The following is a 22759-nucleotide window of genomic DNA, read 5'->3' on the forward strand; positions in this document are numbered from 1 at the left end:
TATTACTTACAAATACCGTATATTTCTTATACGGATACTTCGTTATATATATAAAAGAATTTCTCAAAAACAAGGAAGGTTGAAATGAAAAATGACTATAATGTTATTGTAGTTGGTGCAGGTGCAGCAGGATGTGTTGTTGCAGGATATTTATCAAAACACACTAATTTATCGATTGCTGTCATTGAAGCAGGTGGAAATGATCAAGATATGATGATTCATATCCCTGCAGGCTATTCAAAAATTCTAGAAAAAGATAAACATGTATGGAAATATGAAACCACTCCGCAACATGGGACGGTACGAAGATTTCGTATGGGTAAAGTATTAGGTGGAGGTACATCAATTAATGCGATGTGTTATGTTCGAGGTCAAAAGAGAGATTTTGATGCATGGCAGAGTTCAGTAGGTAATACTGGAGATTGGTCTTATGAAACAATGTGGAATGCGTTCATTGAACAAGAGAAGAGTGATACCTTCCATAATAAGCATCATGGAATTAATGGACATTTAGCTGTTCAATTTCCTCATGGTATTAATATATTAAATCAGTATTGTATGAAAGCTTTTCAGGAGTATGGGTTACCTTATAACCCAGACTATAATTCCGATAAGCAAATAGGTGTTTCACCTGTTCAAATGAATATAGATCATCAGAAAAGATGTAGTGCAATAACCGCACACTTACGTACACATATAGAATCAGGAAGAGTAAAAATTTTATCTGAACGTATTGTTTCAAAAGTGATTATGGATGGTAATAAAGCTTTAGGTGTAGAGTTAATATCTGGAGAAACGAAAACAGAACTTTATGCAAAACATATTATTTTATCTGCAGGAGCAGTACAAACACCAAAAGTACTCATGCATTCGGGTATAGGGCCAAAATCTGAGTTAGATAAGTTTAATATTCAGATGCGTATTCATCTTCCGGGTGTGGGTGAGAATTTTCATGATCATCCGATTATTCCTATAAGTACTTATGTGAAAGGAACACTAGGATATCAACGATACGCTTCAGGTGTTGGTGCACTTTCAGCAGGCGTTAGGTATATGCTTACACAAGATGGACCTGCGAGTAGTAATGGTATTGAAACAGTTTCTTACTGGAATCCTGAAAACTTTGAATTAGAGCCAACAGTACAGTGCTATCACGAGCCTATTATTTCTACAAATGGACTGAGTCCTACAGGAAAACGATCTGGAATTACATTCGCAACGGTTGTCCTTCAGCCTCAAAGTCGAGGATGGATTCGTCTTGCAGATGATAACCCTCTTTCTATGCCTTTAATTAATCCTAATTTTATTGGTCATACTTACGATCTTAATATTGGAATTCAGGCCGTAAAAGCCATTCGAAGCGTGTTAAAGCAACCCTCTTTGGCAAAGATTGTTGAAGAAGAACTTATGCCTGGAGAACATATTCAGACAGATGAAGAGATCGCAGATTTTGTAAAACGTGTTGCAACGACGATGTGGCATCCTGTTGGCAGTTGTAAAATGGGTATAGATGAGATGTCTGTTGTGGATGCAAATTTAAAAGTTAGAGGCGCTGAAAACCTCTATGTTATGGATGCATCTGTAATGCCAAATATTACAAGTGGCAATACTAACGCGCCTACGCAAGCACTTGCTTTAGTTGGTGTGAAAAGGTTTGTACAGCAATTATATTGCTAGAAAAATCTACATCATATAGCAGATATCTATTAGCTGAAGAATATAGGGATATCTGCTAATCAGTTATTTTTAAAGATATTTAGATGTGCACAAACTGGAAATAAATAGATAAAAATTAAAGACTTAAAAATAAATGTATTAATGATATTTTATAAGAAACAAAAATATATATAAAGAAAATATATTTTAAAATTATTCTGTGTATATTAATAATTTTTTAATAAATGGGAATTTATGCAAAAGATTTCAATAATTTTATTAATACTATTTACTCAACACGTTTATGCAAATCATGAGTTACTCATTCAAGCAAATCAAAATATTCGTTCTATATATATTCAAGGCAAAGATGTTGAAAGAAAACTTGGATCGGGCAAATGTTTTTTAAATTTTTCGCAGAAAAAAGAATGGGTAAAGACCAATCTAACTTTAGAAGATAATAGCCATTACAATATTATTGGATATCATTCTACAGATTGTTCATCGGAACGCCAGAAATATCAATTGGGTCAGGTTCCAAGTAGAGATAATCTAAAATATCTTTGGATTTCTCTTATTTAAATTTTTATTTGTCTTTTATTCAAGACAGCGGTATTCAGGAAAAACATGATGAAAAAAACACTTGGTGCTTTTGTATTATTTACGCTCTCTTTGAGTACTTATGCATCTGATCATTTATTTACTTTTCAGGACATAAAAACATCCTTAATGAAAGGTGATTCTGTCAATTTAGTGGTTGATTTAAACCAATGTACAAACACAGAAGACGTGACCAAACATGGTACAATGATAGGAGGATTAAAAGTTAATTCTTTCTTGATTCGTCCTAATAATACAATTAGTTTTTCAGATACTCATTTTACTGTGAATGCTGCTCAGCAACCAATTATGCAGTTTATACGATATACATTGAATGCAGATAATTCTGTTATTTTTAATATGAAAACTTTAGAGCTTCCAAGCTATAACATTTTAGGCAAAGAAGTCTCTTATAAGTGTACGCTAAATAATGGAATTAAATTTTTAAAAATTGACCATTAACACGAATATAAAAAAGGCTTCACATCCTGTGAAGCCTTTTTTATATGTACTGGTAGGTTCATTCCTATAAACCTCACATTCCTGGTGTAAAAGCAAATTATTGTTGTTTTAAGCTTTAGAGCTTCCATACTCTGTATTGTTCTAATATATACAAGATGAAAAAAAGTAAATATACGAAAAGGCATAAAGATGTGTAGGAATAATCTTACAAGTGTGATTATTTTTTAATCTATATTTATTTTTTATTTATATATTCCATTATCTTAAATTTAAATATGTTTTTAAAGTAGTTTTTAAATTACATGAAAAGTAATGTAATTTATAAGTAGGAAGCTTAGATGATAAAAAATATGAGATATACATCTTATCATCTAGATTAAAAGTTTAAGTACTAAAAAATGACGGAGTTAATAAGTTACTGTAACCACAACACTATCTGTATAGTTCCCTGGTGTTGTAGAAATAGACACACCCTTGGGGATTTTTCCATAAACTGGACTACTTTGACTACTACCATTTCCAGACTTACTTAAGCCCCCTGTTCCACCTATTGCCGTTGTGCCTCCTGTGGCATCCCAGATCGTACTATAAGAAGAATCTTGATACAGTTGATAAGGAATATATAGGCCACTTCCATTCGTCATTTGACGATAACCACCACTAATTCTATTATTTCCATCACCTAAATAAATACTATAGGATGTGCCTGTATTACATGTGGTAGCAATAGCGCCATTGGCAGTGTAATCCTTTGTTGTTGTTCCTATATCGGAAATATTACCAAAATCAACATTTGAAGTTGAATTTAAAAGACAGTATGTTGGAACAACATAATTTGCTGTTAATGCAACAGTACCTGAGTCCCACCCACTACCACTACTACCAGACTTCGCCTCACACACTGTACTTGATGCACCTTGCATATCCCAATAAAGTTGAATGCTACCGACATAGGTGCCTGTAGGGTACGCGGTAAGTGCGCCACTTCGTGCAGGGACTTTAATTGTTACAGAATAAGGAAGAGTATTATTTGAGTTTGCAGAAGTAGCTACAGGACCGTACCAATTGTCAGAAGTTTGAGTTGTTGTTGTTGAACCTGCACCTCCAACGGTCGCTGTGACTGTATAGGGCAATGTCACGCTACTATTTGCTGTGGTTGAGCCAGTAAAAACAGTTTTCATACAGATGTACTTCTCGTATTTAACCGCGCTAGTACCTTCTACACATGAAATTGTGCCCGTAAGCGTAACTGTTGCATCACTATTTAAGTTTGCTGCAGTATAGGTATATGTTGCAGATGTACTGCCACTGGTCGTACAACTGGCATATGCTGAATTAAAACATACGCTCAGTAGTAGTAAAAAAAAGATAACGCAGATAGATTGTAATAATCGAAGAATAAAGAAATTCTGATCTGGGTATGAATCACAACGAAAAGTAATTATTGACATATGTATGGCCCTAACTTTTGTATAGGTTGTTTTTCATCGTGGTAAGTGAAATTAACTTTACACGTACCTTTATCTAATAGATCGATTTCTAATAAATTATTCATTTGTAAGTTATTAATAAATATATCACCATCATAACCAACGATAGTGCTTTGCTGGCCTTGGTTAATACGAACCTCATAACCTGGCGAAAGTGGTTTCTTGTCTTTATCTAAGATTTTAACAATACCAGATTGAACTTTATGAGCACCAAAATCAATTTCAGTACCTTGTTTATATCCAACCACTGCATTTTGCTTGGTTGCGTTTAAACTCCAATTTAAAGGTAAGTAAGACGGATCTAAATAAATTTCATGAACTTGATATGGCGATAAATTTGTAATTAGAAATTGCCCTTTACGATCTGTCGTACCCAAGTTAACACCACCATTAAGTACTTGACTATTGGGGCCGGCATTCTTGACCAATGCATACCCATCACCAATTTCATTTGCGGTAAAAATATTGCCTTGAGTAACAATTAAAGCACCCGTTGCAGATAGTGCAAGTTGATGTGTATTTTCAGATTCGGTATAGCTGGCAGTAAGATAGGCAGGGCGGCTACGATAGTTTGCATAAATTGATCCATTATTATTTTGACTGGTTTCATTATGCTCCACATAAGCTCCCCACCCTAAATCACCAATACGCGGGCCTGATAGGCCATTTATTTCTTGTCTATAGCTGATGCTTCCAGCATCGTTCGAGAAGCTTGTAATAGCATTTAGGCGAGTAGAAGGGGTATAGCGTAAAGCAATATAGGCCCCATAATTTTGATGGTTGTCAAAATCCTTATAAGTGGTTGCAAATACACTCCAATTTTTATTGATATTGGCATTTAAATTTAAAGACAATAATCGATATGCGCTTTGTGCATATTTAAGCTGGTTGTAGCCAACATATGCACTGTATCCTGATGCAAAATTATAGTTTAGCCCTAATCTAAGAGATTCACTTGCAAGCGAACTGTATGTAAGGTCTTCGGTTAGCTGTGTATTACGATTATATTTTGTTTGATAACGCAATTCAGAAACACGTGCTAGGTCATTATAATCATTAAATATTTTTTTATAGCTTGTATTAAAGGAAAGATTTTTGGTTATTCTTCCTTCAAGTCCAAGCAGTGTGGAATAACCTGATTCATTTTTATAGTCGCTTGCTGCAAAGTTAAGTTGTAAAACACCTAAACCAAATAAATTCTTTGATAAACCTGCACCTAAATTTACTAAACCATCAGTTGAGCTTTCAATACCACTACTTAACGTGAGTGTATTTGTATATCCATAACGAATACTGCCAGAACCAAAGATTACATCTTTATCATAATCATTTGAATATAAACCATAATTGTAACGAGGTGATCCGAGATCTATAGAGAACTCATTAATTCCTTTATTTAGAATTTGTGATGAAAAGTAATAGGGTTTCTTGGTTATCGTTTGTTTTCCAGTTGCATCGGTGGTCACTAGGGTAACTTCATTTCCTGAAATAAATGGAAGTTGCTTTAGGTCAAACGGTCCTGAAGAGACTAATCCTGAGTAAATCTTCTGTTGATTAACATATAAATCTAATGTAGACGGAAGAGCTGCAGAACCCGAAAATTGAGGAAGTGCAGATGTCACAATATCTGTGCGTTGTGTATATGCACTTGACCATTGTAAGCCCCCTAGACGGACACTACTTCCCCAATCGGAACTGTTAGAGATGAAGTCACCTAAAGTGTAGATTCTGATTTTATCAGCATCTACATATTGCCATTTCGTTTCTAATCTAACCCATTTTTCATGATTTATATTATTGTCAGTTCCGTTATATAAAAATCCAGATGAGAAATTACCAAAATGGCTATTGTACAAGGCGTCTAAAGCCCCAGAGAAGGTGTTCTTCCGATTAGTAAGTGTATTATAAAGGCTGTAATTTAAGATGAGTGCATTTAAGTGAGGGAGTTTTTTTAAATTTTCTACAATATTTTTCTGACCATATAAATCAATAATTAGAGGGTTTAATAGCGCTGAAGGAACATTTAAGACAAGTGCCTGATCTTTTTCTATGTATATAGGTTTAATGGTTGCAAAATCTTTTAAATTCAGCCACTGAGTTGGAGATATATCATCATTTGTCTTTATTCTTAAAATAGTTAAGTCTTTCTTTCTTATGTAGAAGTCGCCATTCTTATACTGACGAACAGCGATCAAATCTGATGTTTTATTTGTATTAATGGAAATATTCAAAAAAAGTTGGACATACTGATCTGTGTCAAATGTGCTGTTTAGGCGATTTGATTTTGTCAAAATTTCAGGTATCTCAGGTGTCACTGGATTTGTGTCATCGTGTAGTGTTGCAGCATACACATGACAAGAAAAGGAAGTGACACATAAGACATTTAATATATATCTCATATATACCTATTAGAGCTCAGTATCTTTACCATTAACCGTTGTAGAAATCATATATTGGTGACTTTGTTGGTATTTAAAATTTTCAATGAAGTAGTTTTTTGTTTGTCCTGCGAGCAAATATCCATTTAATGTATTCACTTTAATTGGATAACTTTTATTTTCGGTCTTATCAATAATAACTAGCTTACTTAAAAAAATGTGTCTGCTACCAGTATTATTAATGACAGCAAAGCTATTATCTGAAACTGTATTTATTTTTCCTTCTATTTTGCTCGTTGCATTTTTATTTGTAATGAACATAGGTAAAGAAGATCTTAATAAAATATTTAAACCTTGATCTGCCTTACGATGGTCAATAGGTTTTGGCAGTTCATCAATAATAATACGATAAGCTTTTTCATTTAAAACAGGAGTAGAGTCAACTCTAACTACTCTTAAATTGAAAGAATCATCAGCTTGTAAACTGAGAATAGGTGGACTGACTGCGATATCATCCGTAGGGGTCAACACATCTTGTCCATTTTTTTGTGTCCACTCAAAGACTCTAACTTGTAAGTCTGTACTTTCATTTGATTGATTATACAAACTAATAGACGACGCATTTTGAGTATCTAAAATTTCAACACTAATTGGCGAAATTCGCATTGAAGCTGCAAATATCATGCTTGGGAATAGCATCAATATAAAAGCGATGAGTGCATTATTTTTCATTTTTTTAAGCTACTATAGATAGACAGAAGATAAGCACCTTTAGATGAGATGCTTATCTCAGTTGAATTAATATGTTACTGTTAACGTTACAGTATCTAAATAGCTCCCAGCACTTGGAAGAGTTGTTCCTGCAGGAATTGTACCGTATACGTTTACAGTTTGAACCGCACCTGTGCCCGTACCACTTGATGCAGTTGTACTAATACCTATTGCTGTTGAGCGTGCAGAGTCTGAAAAAAGGTTATAAGGAATATATTCATTACTTGATGCACCTCCAATCATACGACGTTGGCTACTTGATGCGTTTTTACCACCATCAAGGGCTAGCGTCCATGGCACAGTGTTATTACACAATACTTTAATAGAGGTACCACCAGTTGTTGTGGTATCTGCAGTTACAGCAGTTGTAAATGAGCTTACTGTTCCAAAATCGAGTACTGCGCCAGCTACGGTACCTGTTGCACTTGTATTCACAACACAGCTATTGGTAATTGTGGCTTTAACGGTTAGCGTACCTGTCGCTGTAGCTGCAAGCGCTATATTCGTTATTGCTAAGTTAATTAAAGCTACTGATAATACTAAAGAGACCTTATTCATAATATGACCTTGCTAAACTTTTAATAAAAAGGATGTAAACAAGATTTATAGGTCAATCTTTTTATAATCGCCTTTTAAAGCTTTTTCACATAGTATTATTATATCAATTATTTTTAATTGTTTAATTCTAGTAACGATAATATTTCAGATGGTAACAATCTAAATATCTTGTCTTTTCGATCATGATATTGATGCAATAGACATTATTTTAAATTATGTATACATTTACACGGTAAAATTAAATTTATCGATCATTAAAATAGTAAATATAAATAGACGTAGATCACTGTAATAATACTAAAAATAGATAAAACATAATATTTTAATATATAAAAAAAGTATAAATAGGGCGAGTTCTATAAGGCAATAAAGTAGTTTTACTTTAGTATAGATTCTTAGTATAAAAAATTAACAACAATTGAAGCTTACAAAAATATAGAACACCTCAAAATCTACTATTCTTTAATTATAAGATATTGAATTTTAATTATATTTTATTTTTTGATAGGGGGGATTAAAAATTTCTGAAAAATAAGTATTAATAGTAATAATTATCATTCATAATTACATGTTTGTAACATTTCCTAGGCCTATTGGTATGCTTCAAGTTAAACGACTTACTCTTATGATCGGAGCAATCATTTTACAAACTGCTGCACATAGTGATGATCTTATGTCATCTGATACAAATTCAGCAGTTCAACAGTTAAATGTAATTAAAGTTGTTGCAAGTGCCGATGCATCAGCCAATGGGTTAATGCCAAGTTATGCTGGTGGTCAAGTCGCTGTAGGTGGCAAAGTTGGATTATTTGGTAATCAAAAAAATATAGACACCCCATTTAATCTTACAAGTTATACCAACGAATATATCCAAGAACATAATGCAAGAAGTGTAGGCGATGTATTACAGGGTGATCCAAGCGTAAGACTTGCAAGAGGTTTTGGTAACTTTCAGGAATCTTATTTTATACGTGGCTTTATCTTAGGGTCTGACGACACTGCTTATAACGGGTTATATGGTATTTTACCTCGTCAATATATTCCTTCTCAGTTGTTTGAGCGTGTAGAAGTTTTGAAAGGCGCATCTGCTTTTTTAAATGGTTCAACTCCGGGAAATGGCGGTGTAGGTGGAGCAATTAATTTATTGCCTAAGCGAGCAAAAAATGAACCTATGACACGTTTAACAGTTGGTAGTGATTTCAATAGTGGTGAAGTTTCTGCTGACATTTCTCGTAGATTTGGTACAGAAAAACAATTTGGTATACGTGTAAATACGGCTTTTCGAGATGGTAATACCAGTATTGATAATGAAAAAGCATCACTTGGATTATTTGCAGTTGGATTAGATTATCATAATGATCGCTTACGTTTATCGGGCGATATGGGTTATAGCAATAATCGTCTAAAAGCAACAAGACCGAATGTTACATTAGGAAGTACAGTAACATCCGTACCTTATGCTCCTAAAGCCTCAAGTAATTTTGCTCAAAAATGGTCGTATTCAAATGAAGAAGACATTTTTGGGAGTTATCGTGCTGAATATGACTTGTCAGACCGTATAACAGCTTATGCTGCTTATGGGTTTAGACATGGAGAAGAACATAATAGTATAGCAAATCTTACACTGTCTAATGCTTCTACTGGCGCAGGAACATTCTATCGGTTCGACAATGCAAGAAAAGATGATATTAATACAGGTGAACTCGGGCTTAAGATGAAAGCATTTACCGGTTCTGTTGAGCATGATCTTGTCTTATCTGGATTAGCATTTCAACAAGATACTAAAAATGCTTATGTGATGGACTACTTCAATAATATTAGGAACAACTTGTATCAGCCCACTCAATCTGATCAACCTACAGTATTAGCAAATGCATTTAAAGGAAATACCTTAGATAATCCAAAACTTACGGCACGGAATCGTTCACAAAGCTTCGCACTGGGAGATAATCTTAAAGCATTTGATGAAAAACTCATTGTAATGTTGGGTGGGCGTTATCAGAAAATGGTTGCAGATAGCTATACATATAATACGAGTATAAATACGCGCTATAGTAAAGGGAAATTCACACCTGCAGTTGGGTTAAGTTATAAGCTTACGCCTGAAATAGCAGTGTATGGTAATTATATTGAAGCATTAATAGCAGGAGGTACAGCACCTTCAACTGCTATTCAATCTTTAGGAAAACAACTAAGTCCTTACGTTTCTAAACAAAAGGAAGTAGGGATTAAATTTGATAACCAACTGTTTGGTCTGACGGCTGATTTTTTCTCGACAGAAAAGCAACGCGGTATTGTTAATAACAGCTTATATTATGTTGCAGATGGCAAAGATCGTCATAATGGTATTGAGTTGACAACTTATGGAAAAGTATCCGATGGAGTAAAGCTTTTAGGCGGAGCAACATGGTTGGATGCTAAACAAAAAGAAACCACAAGTGGAACTTACGATGGGAAACGTGTGATTGGTGTTCCAAAATTCCAAGCGAATTTAGAAACAACATGGCAGTTACCTATTCCAAATGACATTGCTGTAAATGGTCGCATTGTATATACAGGCGCATCGTATGCAGATAATGCCAATAAACTCAAAGTGCCAAGTTGGACAAGATTTGACTTAGGTGCTATTTATAAGACTCATATTTCTAATATTCCGACCAAATTTAACTTTACTGTAAATAATGTATTCAATAAAGACTACTGGGCTTCTGTTGGAGGATATGAAAACTATGGCTATCTGAATGCAGGTGCGCCAAGAACATTTATGCTCAGTGCAAGTTTCGATTTTTAAAAGATAATATCTAATTTTAGCGCCAAATCGGCGCTAATTTTTTATGTCACTCTTATGAAATAAAACGAAGCAAGTGAACTTGATGAATATTTTAAATGGATGACATGCCTTGACACAGTAATTATGCCTCTCTAATCTTAGTGTTTTTGAACCCATATATGAAAAGGAACTTTATGAAAGATCTAACGGATACTTTTGAAGATGCAGTTAAAGCGACTACTTTCCTAAAGATTATCAGTAATCCTCAGCGCTTACTTATGATCTGTGCTGTGATGAATCGTCCGGGACTGACCAATGGAGAAATTGCGGCGGAGTGTGATTTGAGCATATCTGCAGCTTCTCAGCATTTAACGAAAATGTGTGATGAAAACATACTATATAAAGAAAAAGATGCACAAAAAAGTAAATACTACGTGAAAGAAAAAACAACTGAAGATATTGTACGTGCTCTAAAGAAAGCCTTTTCAAAAAGTGAAAATCATTCGATATCTGAATAGATTAGATTACTTTGTAAAATCTAGATTATATATTGGTAAATATAAAGGAGAAACCAATTGATTAAATTATTCATTAAGCTATTTGGTGTTTTTTCTATCATATCGTTACCAACAATATATGCACAGAGTTTTGAAATTCAAGATGGTTCAAAACAATATAATGCATTCATCAATACCACATGTGAACAAGAACTATGTGATGCGAAAGCAGAAATTAAGTTATTTAAAAAAGGTCAAAAGACTGTATTTCAGAAATTCTATTCTGATGAGTTGACTATGTATTTAGATAATAATTCGAAGCCTAGTGCAAATGTTGTACAGATTTACGGTGAGCAAAGTCCATTAATTTTTGGTGATTTTAACTTTGATGGTACTGAAGATGTTGCTATTCGTAATGGTAATGATGGCGCTTATGGAGGGCCAGTTTACGATATTTATGTTTTTAATAAGACAAAGCATAAGTTTGTGTTCAGTAAAGAGCTCTCGTCGCTAACGCAAGAAAACTTAGGCATGTTCACCATAGATGAAGCACGTAAACGTATTATAACTTTTAATAAAAGTGGATGCTGTTATCACACAACTTCAGAATATATAGTTGTACCCAAAAAAGACTTATTATTGGTTGAAGAAACGATTCAAGAAGCAACAGAAAATAAAGTTACAGTAACCAGTCGACAACTTATTCATGGAAAATGGCGAGAGAAAGTTAAATACTTTAACCAATAGGCTAGATTTATTGATTATTTTCGGTATATGTAAAAAAAAATTATTCACATAATATTGTGTATTTAAAAGTCCTCTTCACTAATTTTTTTTGGTTATTTGGTTGGAATTTATATAGCAAATTTATTTTTGATTAAATTTAAATGAATATTAAGAGTTTAAAAATTGGAAATATAAAATTTTTAAATATAAAGAGATCAATCTAATGCGTACAAGGAAGTCTTCAAGAATATTAGTTATTAATGAGCAATTAGAAGTTTTACTGTTTCAATTTTCTCATATTCAAGGTGCTTTGGCAGGTAAAAAATATTGGGCAACAATTGGAGGTGGTTTAAAAGAAAATGAATCTTTCCAAGAAGCTGCTTCTAGAGAGCTTTATGAAGAGACAGGAATTTTAAGAAAAAGCGTCGGTTCTTGTATTGCTAAAAGGGATTTTCAAATGCAACTGCCTAGTGCAGAGATTGTTTTTGCCGAAGAACAATTTTTTATTGTATTTGTACAACAAAGTGAAATAGACACCAGTCATTGGACTTTGAATGAAATAAAAACAATCTGTGCGTACAAGTGGTGGAATCTAAAAAATTTAAGGCAAAAAAAAGAGCAAATTTTTCCGGAAGATCTTGTCGATATTCTTTTGATAAATACTCCTCATCAACTTTAAAATATTTCTACAATCATAATAATGAATAAGATGTTTAAAGAGATATTCTCTTTAAACATTGTGCATCGTAGGATTTTTACTTAGTAGCCTTGAGTTGCACCATCAAGATTACGTGGGTCAGAATAGCCATATAGACCATCTGGCAAAATCTGAATTGTCTGTGTGCGTCCCATTGTTGCATTCTGCTTAATTTTATAGCCTTGTTTTTCTAATATACGAACAGTATCTGCGCTGATACCTTTTTCAATATATAACTCATCGGGTAGCCATTGATGGTGAATACGAGATGTAGAGGCAGCTTCTGCAGGGTTCATTTTAAAATCTATGCTATCTATAATCGTTTGTAGTACCGTCGTAATAATGCGAGAACCACCTGGACTACCTGTGACTAACCATGGCTGATTATCTTTGAGTACAATGGTTGGTGACATTGATGACAATGGTCGCTTTTTCCCTTCGATTGCATTTGCTTCTCCTCCAATAAGACCAAAACCATTCGGTACGCTTGGTTTGGCTGAAAAATCATCCATTTCATCATTCAGTAAAATCCCTGTACCTGTAGCAACAATACCTGAACCAAAATTAAAGTTAAGAGTATAGGTGACTGCTACAGCATTTCCATATCGATCTACCGTTGAAAAATGTGTAGTTTGATCACTCTCATATGGGACAGGATTATTTGGCTGAATGGTATTTGATGGTCGGGCGGTATCAGGTGAAATACTTTCTGCTAAATGATCTGCATATTTTTTTGAGATGAGCCCAGAGACTGGAACATGTGTAAAATCTGGATCGCCTAAATATTTTGAACGATCTGCATAGGCTAATTTCATTGCCTCGGCCATGTAATGAATCGATTGAGCGCTATTAACGCCATAGCTACTCATTGGATAATGCTCGAGTATATTCAGCATTTGTACAATATGTATACCTCCAGAACTTGGCGGTGGCATAGTTATAATTTTATATCCGCGATAGTCACCCACAATAGGAGCACGTTCAACGACCTTATAATTATGTAGATCTTTTTCTGTCATAATGCCGCCATGACGTTGTATCTCTGCAATAATTTTTTTCCCAATTTCACCAGAATAAAAGACCTGACTACCATGTTTTGCAATCAGTTGCAGTGAGTTTGCCAGATCCTTTTGAACGAGAAGGTCGCCTTCTTGAAGTGGCATATTGTTTTTAAAGAAAATGGCTTTTGTACTGTCCCACTTTCCTAAATAGTCTCCTTCAGCCTTGAGTATTTTGGCAAATATAGGGCTAACGGGTATACCGTTTTTTGCTAATGCAATTGAAAGCTGAATCACTTCTGAAAGTGGTAAAGTTCCCCACTTCTTTAAGGCATATTCCATGCCTGCTACAGTACCGGGCACACCTATCGCATTATGTGTATGTAGTGAAGCATCGGGAATTACATTGCCCTTATGGTCTAAATACATATTACGAGTTGCTTTTTCTGGTGCCATTTCACGAAAGTCTAGGGTGAAATCTTTACCAGTCTTAGCATCATGCAAGACCATGAACCCACCACCACCAATATTTCCTGCGTTAGGAAGTACGACCGCTAGAGCAAACCCCATCGCTACGGCAGCATCTACGGCATTTCCTCCCTTTTTTAAAATATCTACACCAACTTGCGTTGCTAAAGCTTGTTCCGATGCAACCATTCCATTGTGTGCATGAATAGGGTGAAAAATATCTGTTTCATAATCATATCGTGTTAGTGCATTATTGGTTGGAGCTAAAGCATAACTTAATGGTGTTATTGCTATACACAATACACATAGACCTGATTTTAATAGCTGGCTTTAGTAAATATCTTTAGCAAATTATGTGCCAATAGCTTTTATAATAAAACTATTTTTAGATAGCATAAATAAGCGTATTTTATTTTAGATTGTGTTATATAACATGGTTAAAGCCAATAGACATATAACTATAGCTAAGGATTTCAGAAAAACCTTTTGATTTTTTAGAGGGATTAGATATCTCTTTATAAATAAAGAAGAAAAGATGTAGATGAGTCCAACTATTGTAAGAATGAATATGGTTGTGAAGATAATATATCCACTTTCTATGCCTATTGTAGGTGAGCTTAAAATAGTAGGTATAAAGGCAATATAAAACGAAATGGTTTTAGGGTTATTTAAAGTGATGAATAATCCATTACCATAGGTAGAAAATATATTCTTTTTCGAAATTTCAGGGTTTAAATATAGTAAATCTCCTTTAAAAAACCATAGTCGGTAAGAAAAATAAAATAAGTAGCAGCTACAGGTAATAAATAGATAATATGACATACCTAATATTTGATGAATAATCGGGTTAACAACAAAAATAGCAATGCATAAAAAAATAATATCTCCTGTAATAAGACCACATAACATACCAAAACCACTATTTTTTCCATGTTTCAAAGTTTGTAGCATGATTGCGAGCATACCTGGGCCGGGTAATAAAGCTGCCAAGAATAAACTTCCAGCATATAAAAGAGTTTGAGACGAATATGACATGTTTAGACATCTTTAATTGAATACTTAAATTATTTTTGAATAAATATAAGGGTATTTTTAGCTTATTTATGCTATAAATTTCTAAAAAATAGGTATTTATTTCCTATCTTATATTCATTTGAGGTAAATGATGCCTAATAAAAATTTAGACAAAACTGATCTAAAAATTCTAGAAATATTACAGTCAGACTCTCGGGTAATGACATCGCAATTGTCTGAAAGATTGAACCTCTCTACTTCACCATGTTGGCGTAGAGTAAAGCGGTTAGAAGAGACTAAAATCATTCAGGGATATGGCGTATTTTTAGATCGTAGAAAATTAAATCTCAGTGTAATGGTGTTTATAAGAGTATCTATTGACAGTCATAGCGAAAAAGAGGCTAGAAAATTTGAAGAAGAGGTAATTGCATTAGATAACGTTGTGGCCTGTTATAGTATGGGTGGTGATGCAGACTTTTTATTACAAATAGTTTCCTCTAACTTAGATACATATGCAGATTTTTCAATGTTTGTGATTCGTCGATTACCTGGTATTAAAGAAATGCAAAGTATGTTTGTTTTAAAAGAAATTAAACCCTTCAAGGGATTTCCACTTATTTAAAATAAATATATTCTTGTCTATATTTGAGTCATTCTTTCATTATCTTAATATGAGGTGCTACGATAGTCTCTGAAGTATTAGCATAGATAGATGAAATTTGGCTAAGCGAGTATTGGCGTAGTAATCTGGACTAACTAGATACTTTATGTACTCTCAAGAGACAATTCTATTCATAGTGTTCTATATTTAGTTAGATAGAATCCCTAGATTTTTTTAAAGAAGGGATCTAAATACTATTTTACCTAAATATATTAATTATTTAATGTCCAGCAGAATGAGAAAATACATTAATAATAATTACACCACATACAATAAATCCTATTCCAATTATTGCTGCTAGATCTAACGTCTGCTTAAATATGAAATAACCGATGAGGGCAGTTAATACGATGCCAACACCTCCCCATATCGCATATGCAATACCTAGTGGAATGACTTTTATCACTTGTGATAACAGATAAAAGGCTATACTAAAAAGAATAAAGACCATAATACTGGGAATTATTTTTGTGAACCCTTCGGACTTTACAAGAAAGCTACTCCCAATAACCTCCGAAATAATTGCACAGCTCAGTAATATATATGCAAATAAAATATTGTTCATCACCAAATCTCAAACATACCATTTGGTAGGTATGTTAAATATATATATAAATTCTTCAAGTTGTTTTTAGAAAAAATTCACTTAATTTTTGATCTTTAGGTAGAAAATTTCTTATGAAATATAAAAGAACTCATAAAACAATACTTTTAATCCTCTGAAAATATAGACTTAAGTAGCTGAACGCCACGTAATAACTCTTCTTGTTCAGATGTTGTTAGCTTATTTCTAATTTTTTTTGCAACCCATAAGTCACTTGTCTTTTTAAATTTTTCGATGTTTGATGCACATTCTTGTGTTAAGGAAAGTAATACTTTCCGACCATCGTTAGGGTCTTTCACGGCTGTGATTAGATTTTTTTGTTTTAGATACTGAATATTTACCCCCATAGACTGAACAGAAATCTCTTCTTCTTTTGCTAATTCACTCACTGTACCAGTATGATTTTTATAGAGATAAATAAGTGCATTTAATTGTGATGAGCTTAAACTAGCGAATGTAGGTTGAGTAGATAAACGCTTTTTTAAAACTGAAACCACTTGGCGTAATTGATCAATTACATTTTGCTCTAAAGAAGAGATATGATCCATAAGATACCTTTATGCTGCAATATATTAAAATAGTAAGCCAAACTTGCAAGTTTAACTTACTATGTAATAATAATTGATAATAGAAAATTTTGGATTGGCAAAATGAAAAAAAAGTATTAATTGTTGGAATGGGTATTGGTGGTATGGCAACAGCGATTGCCTTGAAGAAAAAAGGATGGGAACCTCTTATTATCGAACGAGCAACAGAAAGAAGAACAGGGGGGTATTTCATTGGTTTACAAGGTACTGGTAAACAGGCAGCCTCAAAGCTTGGAGTACTTCCAGATATACATACAAGAACACCTTCAAAATCAAACAATTGGGACTTACTAGATGATGGGAGTCGAATTCGTGTTGCAGGTTTTGCTGACCAGTTAACTAAACCTGCGGTTCTACTACGTGGAGATATTGAAGAAGGTTTATGGACACATATTGAAAAGGAAAATATATCGGTAAAATATGATCTTATACCTATTTCAATCCAAGAGTCAGGTGACCAAGTAGAGGTCACATTGCAAAAAAATAGTGATAAAACACAGTACCATGAGCAATTTGATTTAGTCGTGGGATGTGATGGCTTACGATCAACCGTTAGAAAAATTGTTTTTGGGCCACATGAGAAATATCTTCAGTATATGGGTTCTATGATTTGTGCCTATCAGCTTAAAACGGGCATACATCATTCCGAAGAAAATGATGGCATTATGCTTGTACAACCCCAAAAATCACTTTGGATTTTTCCATTAGCAGATCATCCAAATACTGCACTCTTTGCATATCGTTGTAAGGATCCTACAGATCAGTTCAAACGTACAGCGATTGAGAATTTAGAGCATGAATATAAGGACATGCCAAATCAAGCGCTTATTCAAGAAGCTTTAGAAAGTTTAAAAGACAGTAAAGATTATTTATTTGACTCCGTCAATACGGTGAATATGGAAAAATGGTCAAAAGGTAGGGTTGTTTTGGTCGGTGATTCAGCTTGGTGCTTAACGTTATATTCAGGTATGGGAGCAAGTGCAGCGATCGATGGCGGATACGAGTTGGCTGAAGCAATTAGTGCACATGAAAACATTCATGTGGCTCTTGAAGCTTGGGAAAAGAAAATGAGACCAATGATTAAAAAGCATCGATTATTGGTTCCAATAAAATCACAAGTTTTTTGTCCTGCTACACCAACAGTTTCATTAATTAGAAGAATATTACTGAGAATTGGTGGGCGACAAATTGTAAAAATAAATCGTTAATCTTACTCAGAAATATGACATATCTTTAACTATTATGTATATTTTATAACTTTTATATACAATATAGTGATGTAAGCAATATTTCATCTGACGGTTAAATTATGAATACAATGAAAGAGTGGCTCAATTATATTGACAGCCTACATGGACAGAATATTGATATGGGATTGGAACGTATTAAAGCTGTCGCAGCAAAAATGAATGTCCTTAAACCCGCACCATTTGTTTTTCTTGTTGGAGGAACAAATGGCAAAGGGACAACCTGCCATACTCTAGAAATGACATTGCTTAAATCTGGTTATAAAGTAGGTGTGTATAGCTCCCCTGTCATTGAAGAATATAATGAAAGTGTTCGTATACAGAACCAACAATTAGATGATGCAAGCTTTGTTCAAGCATTTAAATATATTAACCAAATTCGTGGAGATATTTCACTCACCCCGTTTGAATTTAATACATTGGCTGCATTTTTTCTCATTCAGCAAAATCAAAGTGATGTTGCCATTATTGAAGTAGGTATGGGGGGTGCGACAGATGCAACAAACATCATTGATGTTGATATCTCTATACTTACAAATGTTGCATTAGATCATGTTGATTGGCTTGGTCAGAATAGAGATGAAATTGGTACAACTAAAGCAGGTATTTTTAGAGAAAATAAAATTGCTTTAGTTGGAGATCAGAATCCACCTGAGTCTGTGATCAATTATATTCAGGAGATTCAGGCAAAAGGATTAATTCGTAATAAGGATTGGATTATACAAAACAAAAATGAAACCAGTTGGAGTTTAAGTATTCAGGGAAATACATACGCAACAGATTTGCCAATCCCACTTATGCCCTTAGAAAATACTGCACTGGCTTTAGTTGCGTTAAAAGAAAGTCAACTTAACTTTAAACTAGATGTATTTAAACAGGTTTTGATTGAAGACAATTTACCAGGACGATTTCAAGTCATAGATCGACCAAACAAAGCAACTGTTATTTTAGATGTTGCACATAATCCTGCTTCTGCAGATTACCTACGTAAAAAGTTAGAAGCTTTTCCCAAGATAGGAAAATATATTTTCGTTGTAGGTTTACTCAAAAACAAAGATATTGAAGGTGTTATACAATTAACTCAAACATTGTCAGACCAATGGTACTGTGCTGGATTAGAAGATGGTCCAAGAAGTTCGAATGTTAAAGATATTTCCAAATATTTAGCGAATGCACATGAATATGGACATATCAAAGATGCTTGGCAAGCTGCAGATATTTCAGCAGATCCATCAGATGTTATAGTGGTATTCGGATCTTTTAAAGCAGTTTCTCCTGTTCTTCAACAACTATAATTTATGGGAAGGGTAATATTAATTATCCTTCCCTTCTTCTTATGTTTCTTCATTTAATTAAAAAATGCCACCGTATTTATATTGTCGTTTTCCTAATCCTTTTGCATCATATAAACAACGGTCTACTTCCTGAATAAGCTTTTCATAACTATTAGAGTCAAAAGAATTAAAGCTGACTGCTCCAATACTTACAGTTGCGTGAATTTTAATATTTTCTTTACCAAATGGTATTTTATTACATAATTCCAGAATCTGGTTACAAGTTGCAATACATTCTTGCTTAGTCTTATTACTCGATATAATAAGAAATTCTTCACCTCCCCATCTAGAAATAACCTTATTTTCAAGATTAAAATGAATTAGTAGGTTACTAATATGCTTAATTACTAAATCACCTATATGATGACCATATTTATCGTTTACTTTTTTAAAGTCATCAATATCTAATAGTAGAATGTACCCGTCCTGAAAAATATATTTTTCTAATACTTTTTCTCTTACATATCTTCTATTTTTTAATCCAGTTAATTCATCACAAAACATCATTCTTTTATATTCATAATTTAACTGTCTATTTCTAGAATAAATTTCACTAATAAATAAGAAGACAATTAAGTAGCAACCAAGCGCTAGACGATATGAGCTAATTTTAGAAAGCATATATATTTCTTGTTGGTTCCAATATTCTCCAGAAAGTGGAATTGTAATATATACACTACATATAAATGCCAACAAACCAAATAGAAAACAGATCTCTTTAAACTTATATTTAACAGAAATATAGCACATTAAAAATGGGAAAATGAAACACGCATAAAATATTGAATCTGTTGAAATTACATATTGAACAAATAGAAATATAGCAACTAAAATATAATCTTTATAGTCAATTTTATACCATTCTTTTATCCCCTATAAAATACAAAAAATACTAATTCCTGTGGCAAATTGTTCTAAGAAATAGTCTAAAAATTCATAGTATCTTTCTCCTATTTTAAAAGAGAGCATAAATAAAATTCCCCCTACAAACGCTCCAATAATATTTGGAAGGGAAATTAATATTGTTTTATAAAAACGTTTTGATTTTAGAAAAAATAGTCGAATATAATAAAATGAATAAACAAAAATAAGTATATTTACTGTACTAATTGTACTTAACAAAAACTTAGTTTTTAGATCCTTTCCTTGATCAAAAAAATAGGCCGATACAAAAATAACCACAAAAGACATACATATGCCAAAAAAAGTAGATTTGATAATTTTTCTAAATTTTATTAGATAATAGGAAATAAATACATTAATAATCCAAATTGGACTCATAATTAAATATTGAGTATATCTTATTGAAATAAACAAAAAAAATATTGTAGTTAAGAGAAAATAGAATAAATTTTTCATGTCTTATAATATTAAATTCTTAATCTGTATTATTCTTCAATATTACGCTACAGACGCTTTATTTTCTAGCCTATGCACTCCATTCATACAATATAATATTATTAAATTTTAAATAGATAAATAAATTCACTCAGTAGAAAACCTAATTACAAGCTATTGTAATATAATGATTTTTTAACAAAGAGAATAAATATTTATCTATATTACTTAAAGTTTTATAATTTTGGTTGGCAAGCCAAATCGCCTTCCTCACAAGTCAGCATTGAATTTAACTCATTGTATCGCTGGTCGGTTCTTTCTTTTAAACAATCTAAACGAACCATTGCTTGTGCTGAACCTCCTCTAGTGGGATAGCTTTGTACTTTACAATCATTGTCACGAAATTTTATCCATGAGCGTTGTGATTCTTTCAAAAGATTTTTGAAGTTTATATCCTTATTATCCATAAGTTTTTGATATGCCTCATTAAGTTTTTTATCTGAGGTCTTAAAGGCAATATTTGCACAACTATTCATATCCGTTTGTGTCACTGCACTTTTACAGTCCTGTGCAAAGAGATTCACTGATGTAAGCATTAGCACAGTATAGGCAAATAACGTCTTCATAATACAAAGTATCCATACTTTTAAAGCAAATAAGATCTAACTAAATTACTTTGATTCAAAATACTTTTCTATATGAGACATGATTTTTTATGTTAAACATTACTTAACAAATAGAACATATAAAGTATTTTGTTAAATAAGTCACAAATAAAGATATTTTTGTTAATTTTTATGCAAAAATATTATGCGTCCGCTAAATTTTGGATGCATTTAATATGATTTAACTTTCTCTCTTAAAAGAGCTTTATGAATGAAAAATACAATTTTTGCTTTATTGGTTAGTACATTTATATCTTCTACAGTATTTGCAGACGACGGCACACATATGATGCAGATTCAAACTAATTGGAATGCGGCTGGTTCAATTTCTGTTGTAGGCACAGATTTTTTTCAGGTAGCACGAGATGGGGTTTGTTATGGTTTATCGAATAGACATCTTAAAAATAACCAATGGATTATGCTAAATTTACAGCTTGCCAATGGCACAAACTATACAGTGAATTCATTTTCAAGTAGAAATTGTACAACAGGTTTAATAAACCAAGCAAAAGGTGTTGTTCCAGATCGAAATGGATTAACTTATATGTGGATTAAGTTCTAACATTTAAATATATCTATTTGTATAAAAGAAGCTCCCCTTTCTTAAAGAGGAGCTTCTAAACGCTAATAATTATTTAAACTTTTTATCTAAGATACGGTTAATGAGGAGAGATACTTTTTTCACCCCAATAAACCCAATAAATCCTCCAATAGCAACAGTTAAATCTTTAGGGATATTAAAATAATCCATCGTTGACACTGCGGTCATCGAAAGTGCTCCACATAATAACCCTTCAAAAACTGTGGCAGTCCATGATGCACCTGAGTACATCATCCGTAATACTGCAATCGTGATAGACATTAAAATTCCATTCAATGTAATACCCTCTTGCCACCATAACCGAAGCACTTCTAACAACTGTACTTGATGGGACATAGAGACCTCCTCTTTCATCTTGCTAAAAGAAGAACTTGAAGCAAACCTTACAGAGTAGAATGTCATGCATTCTCTCAGACCTCAGTTGCTACAGCTATCGAGGCTGTAGACGTTGTTTGACGCTTTAAAGTAATGTTACGCATGGCAGGAATATAACCATAATCAAGCGTTTCACGTACAAAAGAGCGATCTCCTTGCAGTTCGATACGTACTGTTGGCGCTTCTGTACCACCAATACGATAAGAGCCATCTGCCAATGGAACCGAATCGATAAAAGAGGTAACTAAACCATTTGGCATTA

General features: G+C 33.2%; 24 protein-coding genes. 11 read left to right on the plus strand and 13 right to left on the minus strand.

All coding sequences use genetic code 11. The annotated features are described in order from the left end of the window. Positions 1 to 84 precede the first annotated feature (84 nt). The 3 genes from I2F23_RS08925 (at position 85) to I2F23_RS08935 (ending at position 2718) form a co-directional block, all read left to right on the plus strand. Positions 85 to 1677, plus strand: coding sequence for a GMC family oxidoreductase (locus I2F23_RS08925; protein WP_195772252.1), 1593 nt, complete (start codon positions 85 to 87; stop codon positions 1675 to 1677). A 234-nt stretch (positions 1678 to 1911) separates the two neighbouring features. Then, positions 1912 to 2238, plus strand: coding sequence for a hypothetical protein (locus tag I2F23_RS08930; RefSeq protein ID WP_195772253.1), 327 nt, complete (start codon positions 1912 to 1914; stop codon positions 2236 to 2238). A 45-nt stretch (positions 2239 to 2283) separates the two neighbouring features. Continuing rightward, on the plus strand, positions 2284 to 2718 hold the full coding sequence (locus I2F23_RS08935; RefSeq protein WP_195772254.1) for a VirK family protein: 435 nt from the start codon (positions 2284 to 2286) through the stop codon (positions 2716 to 2718). A gap of 407 nt (positions 2719 to 3125) precedes the next feature. Here the strand turns inward: I2F23_RS08935 and I2F23_RS08940 are convergent, their stop codons facing one another. The 4 genes from I2F23_RS08940 to I2F23_RS08955 all read right to left on the minus strand — a co-directional run bounded on the left by I2F23_RS08940 (position 3126) and on the right by I2F23_RS08955 (position 7915). Further along, the gene (locus I2F23_RS08940) at positions 3126 to 4169 is read right to left on the minus strand and encodes a Csu type fimbrial protein (protein ID WP_195772255.1); all 1044 of its coding nucleotides are present in this window, start codon (positions 4167 to 4169) and stop codon (positions 3126 to 3128) included. Continuing rightward, positions 4160 to 6607: a fimbria/pilus outer membrane usher protein gene (locus I2F23_RS08945; RefSeq protein WP_195772256.1), complete on the minus strand. Its 2448-nt coding sequence runs from the start codon at positions 6605 to 6607 to the stop codon at positions 4160 to 4162. Before I2F23_RS08945 ends, I2F23_RS08940 begins: the two co-directional genes overlap by 10 nt. Positions 6608 to 6616: 9 nt before the next feature. After that, on the minus strand, positions 6617 to 7318 hold the full coding sequence (locus I2F23_RS08950) for a fimbrial biogenesis chaperone (protein WP_195772257.1): 702 nt from the start codon (positions 7316 to 7318) through the stop codon (positions 6617 to 6619). Positions 7319 to 7384: 66 nt separating this feature from the next. Next, positions 7385 to 7915 carry a Csu type fimbrial protein gene (locus tag I2F23_RS08955; protein WP_195772258.1) on the minus strand — a complete coding sequence of 177 codons (531 nt, stop codon included), beginning with the start codon at positions 7913 to 7915 and terminating at the stop codon, positions 7385 to 7387. 598 nt (positions 7916 to 8513) lie between these two features. On the opposite strand from I2F23_RS08955, the gene I2F23_RS08960 reads away from it, so the two are divergent. The 4 genes from I2F23_RS08960 (at position 8514) to I2F23_RS08975 (ending at position 12587) form a co-directional block, all read left to right on the plus strand. Next, positions 8514 to 10706, plus strand: a complete 2193-nt coding sequence (locus I2F23_RS08960; protein ID WP_195772259.1) for a TonB-dependent receptor — start codon at positions 8514 to 8516, stop codon at positions 10704 to 10706. 173 nt (positions 10707 to 10879) lie between these two features. After that, a complete protein-coding gene (locus tag I2F23_RS08965) occupies positions 10880 to 11203 on the plus strand; it encodes an ArsR/SmtB family transcription factor (RefSeq protein WP_195772260.1) in 324 nt (107 codons plus the stop codon). Positions 11204 to 11263: 60 nt separating this feature from the next. Beyond that, positions 11264 to 11929, plus strand: a complete 666-nt coding sequence (locus I2F23_RS08970) for an FG-GAP repeat protein (RefSeq protein ID WP_323127197.1) — start codon at positions 11264 to 11266, stop codon at positions 11927 to 11929. A 202-nt stretch (positions 11930 to 12131) separates the two neighbouring features. Further along, positions 12132 to 12587 carry an NUDIX hydrolase gene (locus I2F23_RS08975; RefSeq protein ID WP_195772262.1) on the plus strand — a complete coding sequence of 152 codons (456 nt, stop codon included), beginning with the start codon at positions 12132 to 12134 and terminating at the stop codon, positions 12585 to 12587. A gap of 80 nt (positions 12588 to 12667) precedes the next feature. On the opposite strand, the gene ggt is transcribed toward I2F23_RS08975, so the two are convergent. Both ggt and I2F23_RS08985 read right to left on the minus strand, forming a co-directional pair. Then, entirely contained in the window at positions 12668 to 14371 is a 1704-nt protein-coding gene (gene ggt / locus I2F23_RS08980) for a gamma-glutamyltransferase (protein WP_228285406.1), read from the minus strand. Between the two features lie 114 nt (positions 14372 to 14485). Continuing rightward, positions 14486 to 15061: a LysE family translocator gene (locus I2F23_RS08985; protein WP_195772263.1), complete on the minus strand. Its 576-nt coding sequence runs from the start codon at positions 15059 to 15061 to the stop codon at positions 14486 to 14488. A 175-nt stretch (positions 15062 to 15236) separates the two neighbouring features. Between I2F23_RS08985 and I2F23_RS08990 the strand changes: the two genes are divergently transcribed. Beyond that, positions 15237 to 15707 carry an Lrp/AsnC family transcriptional regulator gene (locus tag I2F23_RS08990; RefSeq protein ID WP_195772264.1) on the plus strand — a complete coding sequence of 157 codons (471 nt, stop codon included), beginning with the start codon at positions 15237 to 15239 and terminating at the stop codon, positions 15705 to 15707. Positions 15708 to 15966: 259 nt separating this feature from the next. Here I2F23_RS08990 and I2F23_RS08995 read toward each other — a convergent pair whose 3' ends face one another. Next, positions 15967 to 16311 (minus strand): DMT family transporter, encoded by a 345-nt coding sequence (locus I2F23_RS08995; RefSeq protein WP_195772265.1) that lies wholly within the window; start codon positions 16309 to 16311, stop codon positions 15967 to 15969. 146 nt (positions 16312 to 16457) lie between these two features. After that, complete coding sequence (locus I2F23_RS09000; RefSeq protein ID WP_195772266.1) at positions 16458 to 16898, minus strand: MarR family winged helix-turn-helix transcriptional regulator; 441 nt, start codon at positions 16896 to 16898, stop codon at positions 16458 to 16460. Between the two features lie 89 nt (positions 16899 to 16987). Here I2F23_RS09000 and I2F23_RS09005 point away from each other — a divergent pair, with 89 nt between their 5' ends. Continuing rightward, positions 16988 to 18145 (plus strand): FAD-dependent monooxygenase, encoded by a 1158-nt coding sequence (locus I2F23_RS09005; protein ID WP_195772267.1) that lies wholly within the window; start codon positions 16988 to 16990, stop codon positions 18143 to 18145. A 101-nt stretch (positions 18146 to 18246) separates the two neighbouring features. Then, entirely contained in the window at positions 18247 to 19479 is a 1233-nt protein-coding gene (folC, locus tag I2F23_RS09010) for a bifunctional tetrahydrofolate synthase/dihydrofolate synthase (RefSeq protein ID WP_195772268.1), read from the plus strand. Between the two features lie 57 nt (positions 19480 to 19536). Here the strand turns inward: folC and I2F23_RS09015 are convergent, their stop codons facing one another. From I2F23_RS09015 to I2F23_RS09025, 3 genes are all read right to left on the minus strand, one after another. After that, the gene (locus tag I2F23_RS09015) at positions 19537 to 20139 is read right to left on the minus strand and encodes a GGDEF domain-containing protein (protein WP_195772269.1); all 603 of its coding nucleotides are present in this window, start codon (positions 20137 to 20139) and stop codon (positions 19537 to 19539) included. A 252-nt stretch (positions 20140 to 20391) separates the two neighbouring features. Further along, the gene (locus I2F23_RS09020) at positions 20392 to 20709 is read right to left on the minus strand and encodes a hypothetical protein (protein ID WP_195772270.1); all 318 of its coding nucleotides are present in this window, start codon (positions 20707 to 20709) and stop codon (positions 20392 to 20394) included. Between the two features lie 383 nt (positions 20710 to 21092). After that, positions 21093 to 21482, minus strand: coding sequence for a lysozyme inhibitor LprI family protein (locus I2F23_RS09025; protein WP_195772271.1), 390 nt, complete (start codon positions 21480 to 21482; stop codon positions 21093 to 21095). Between the two features lie 250 nt (positions 21483 to 21732). Between I2F23_RS09025 and I2F23_RS09030 the strand changes: the two genes are divergently transcribed. Then, positions 21733 to 22083 carry a hypothetical protein gene (locus I2F23_RS09030; protein WP_195772272.1) on the plus strand — a complete coding sequence of 117 codons (351 nt, stop codon included), beginning with the start codon at positions 21733 to 21735 and terminating at the stop codon, positions 22081 to 22083. A 69-nt stretch (positions 22084 to 22152) separates the two neighbouring features. On the opposite strand, the gene I2F23_RS09035 is transcribed toward I2F23_RS09030, so the two are convergent. Beyond that, positions 22153 to 22458 (minus strand): phage holin, lambda family, encoded by a 306-nt coding sequence (locus I2F23_RS09035; protein ID WP_195772273.1) that lies wholly within the window; start codon positions 22456 to 22458, stop codon positions 22153 to 22155. A gap of 74 nt (positions 22459 to 22532) precedes the next feature. Then, positions 22533 to 22759, minus strand: a 227-nt coding sequence (locus I2F23_RS09040; RefSeq protein ID WP_195772274.1) for a glycoside hydrolase family 68 protein, incomplete at its 5' end; no start/stop codon positions are given.

It is taken from the genome of Acinetobacter pollinis, from assembly GCF_015627175.1.
Taxonomy (GTDB): Bacteria; Pseudomonadota; Gammaproteobacteria; order Pseudomonadales; family Moraxellaceae; genus Acinetobacter; species Acinetobacter pollinis.

What these genes read in the sequence shown, in the direction of transcription:
- I2F23_RS08925 (WP_195772252.1), top strand. Translation starts at nt 85, where the DNA reads ATGAAAAATGACTATAATGTTATTGTAGTTGGTGCAGGTGCAGCAGGA.
- I2F23_RS08950 (WP_195772257.1), bottom strand. Translation starts at nt 7,318, where the DNA reads ATGAAAAATAATGCACTCATCGCTTTTATATTGATGCTATTCCCAAGC.
- I2F23_RS09015 (WP_195772269.1), bottom strand. Translation starts at nt 20,139, where the DNA reads ATGCTTTCTAAAATTAGCTCATATCGTCTAGCGCTTGGTTGCTACTTA.
- I2F23_RS09000 (WP_195772266.1), bottom strand. Translation starts at nt 16,898, where the DNA reads ATGGATCATATCTCTTCTTTAGAGCAAAATGTAATTGATCAATTACGC.
- I2F23_RS08955 (WP_195772258.1), bottom strand. Translation starts at nt 7,915, where the DNA reads ATGAATAAGGTCTCTTTAGTATTATCAGTAGCTTTAATTAACTTAGCA.
- I2F23_RS09030 (WP_195772272.1), top strand. Translation starts at nt 21,733, where the DNA reads ATGAAAAATACAATTTTTGCTTTATTGGTTAGTACATTTATATCTTCT.
- I2F23_RS08940 (WP_195772255.1), bottom strand. Translation starts at nt 4,169, where the DNA reads ATGTCAATAATTACTTTTCGTTGTGATTCATACCCAGATCAGAATTTC.
- I2F23_RS09035 (WP_195772273.1), bottom strand. Translation starts at nt 22,458, where the DNA reads ATGTCCCATCAAGTACAGTTGTTAGAAGTGCTTCGGTTATGGTGGCAA.
- I2F23_RS08965 (WP_195772260.1), top strand. Translation starts at nt 10,880, where the DNA reads ATGAAAGATCTAACGGATACTTTTGAAGATGCAGTTAAAGCGACTACT.
- I2F23_RS08960 (WP_195772259.1), top strand. Translation starts at nt 8,514, where the DNA reads ATGCTTCAAGTTAAACGACTTACTCTTATGATCGGAGCAATCATTTTA.
- I2F23_RS08945 (WP_195772256.1), bottom strand. Translation starts at nt 6,607, where the DNA reads ATGAGATATATATTAAATGTCTTATGTGTCACTTCCTTTTCTTGTCAT.
- I2F23_RS08935 (WP_195772254.1), top strand. Translation starts at nt 2,284, where the DNA reads ATGATGAAAAAAACACTTGGTGCTTTTGTATTATTTACGCTCTCTTTG.
- I2F23_RS09020 (WP_195772270.1), bottom strand. Translation starts at nt 20,709, where the DNA reads ATGTCTTTTGTGGTTATTTTTGTATCGGCCTATTTTTTTGATCAAGGA.
- I2F23_RS08930 (WP_195772253.1), top strand. Translation starts at nt 1,912, where the DNA reads ATGCAAAAGATTTCAATAATTTTATTAATACTATTTACTCAACACGTT.
- I2F23_RS09025 (WP_195772271.1), bottom strand. Translation starts at nt 21,482, where the DNA reads ATGAAGACGTTATTTGCCTATACTGTGCTAATGCTTACATCAGTGAAT.
- I2F23_RS08975 (WP_195772262.1), top strand. Translation starts at nt 12,132, where the DNA reads ATGCGTACAAGGAAGTCTTCAAGAATATTAGTTATTAATGAGCAATTA.
- I2F23_RS08995 (WP_195772265.1), bottom strand. Translation starts at nt 16,311, where the DNA reads ATGAACAATATTTTATTTGCATATATATTACTGAGCTGTGCAATTATT.
- folC (WP_195772268.1), top strand. Translation starts at nt 18,247, where the DNA reads ATGAATACAATGAAAGAGTGGCTCAATTATATTGACAGCCTACATGGA.
- I2F23_RS08990 (WP_195772264.1), top strand. Translation starts at nt 15,237, where the DNA reads ATGCCTAATAAAAATTTAGACAAAACTGATCTAAAAATTCTAGAAATA.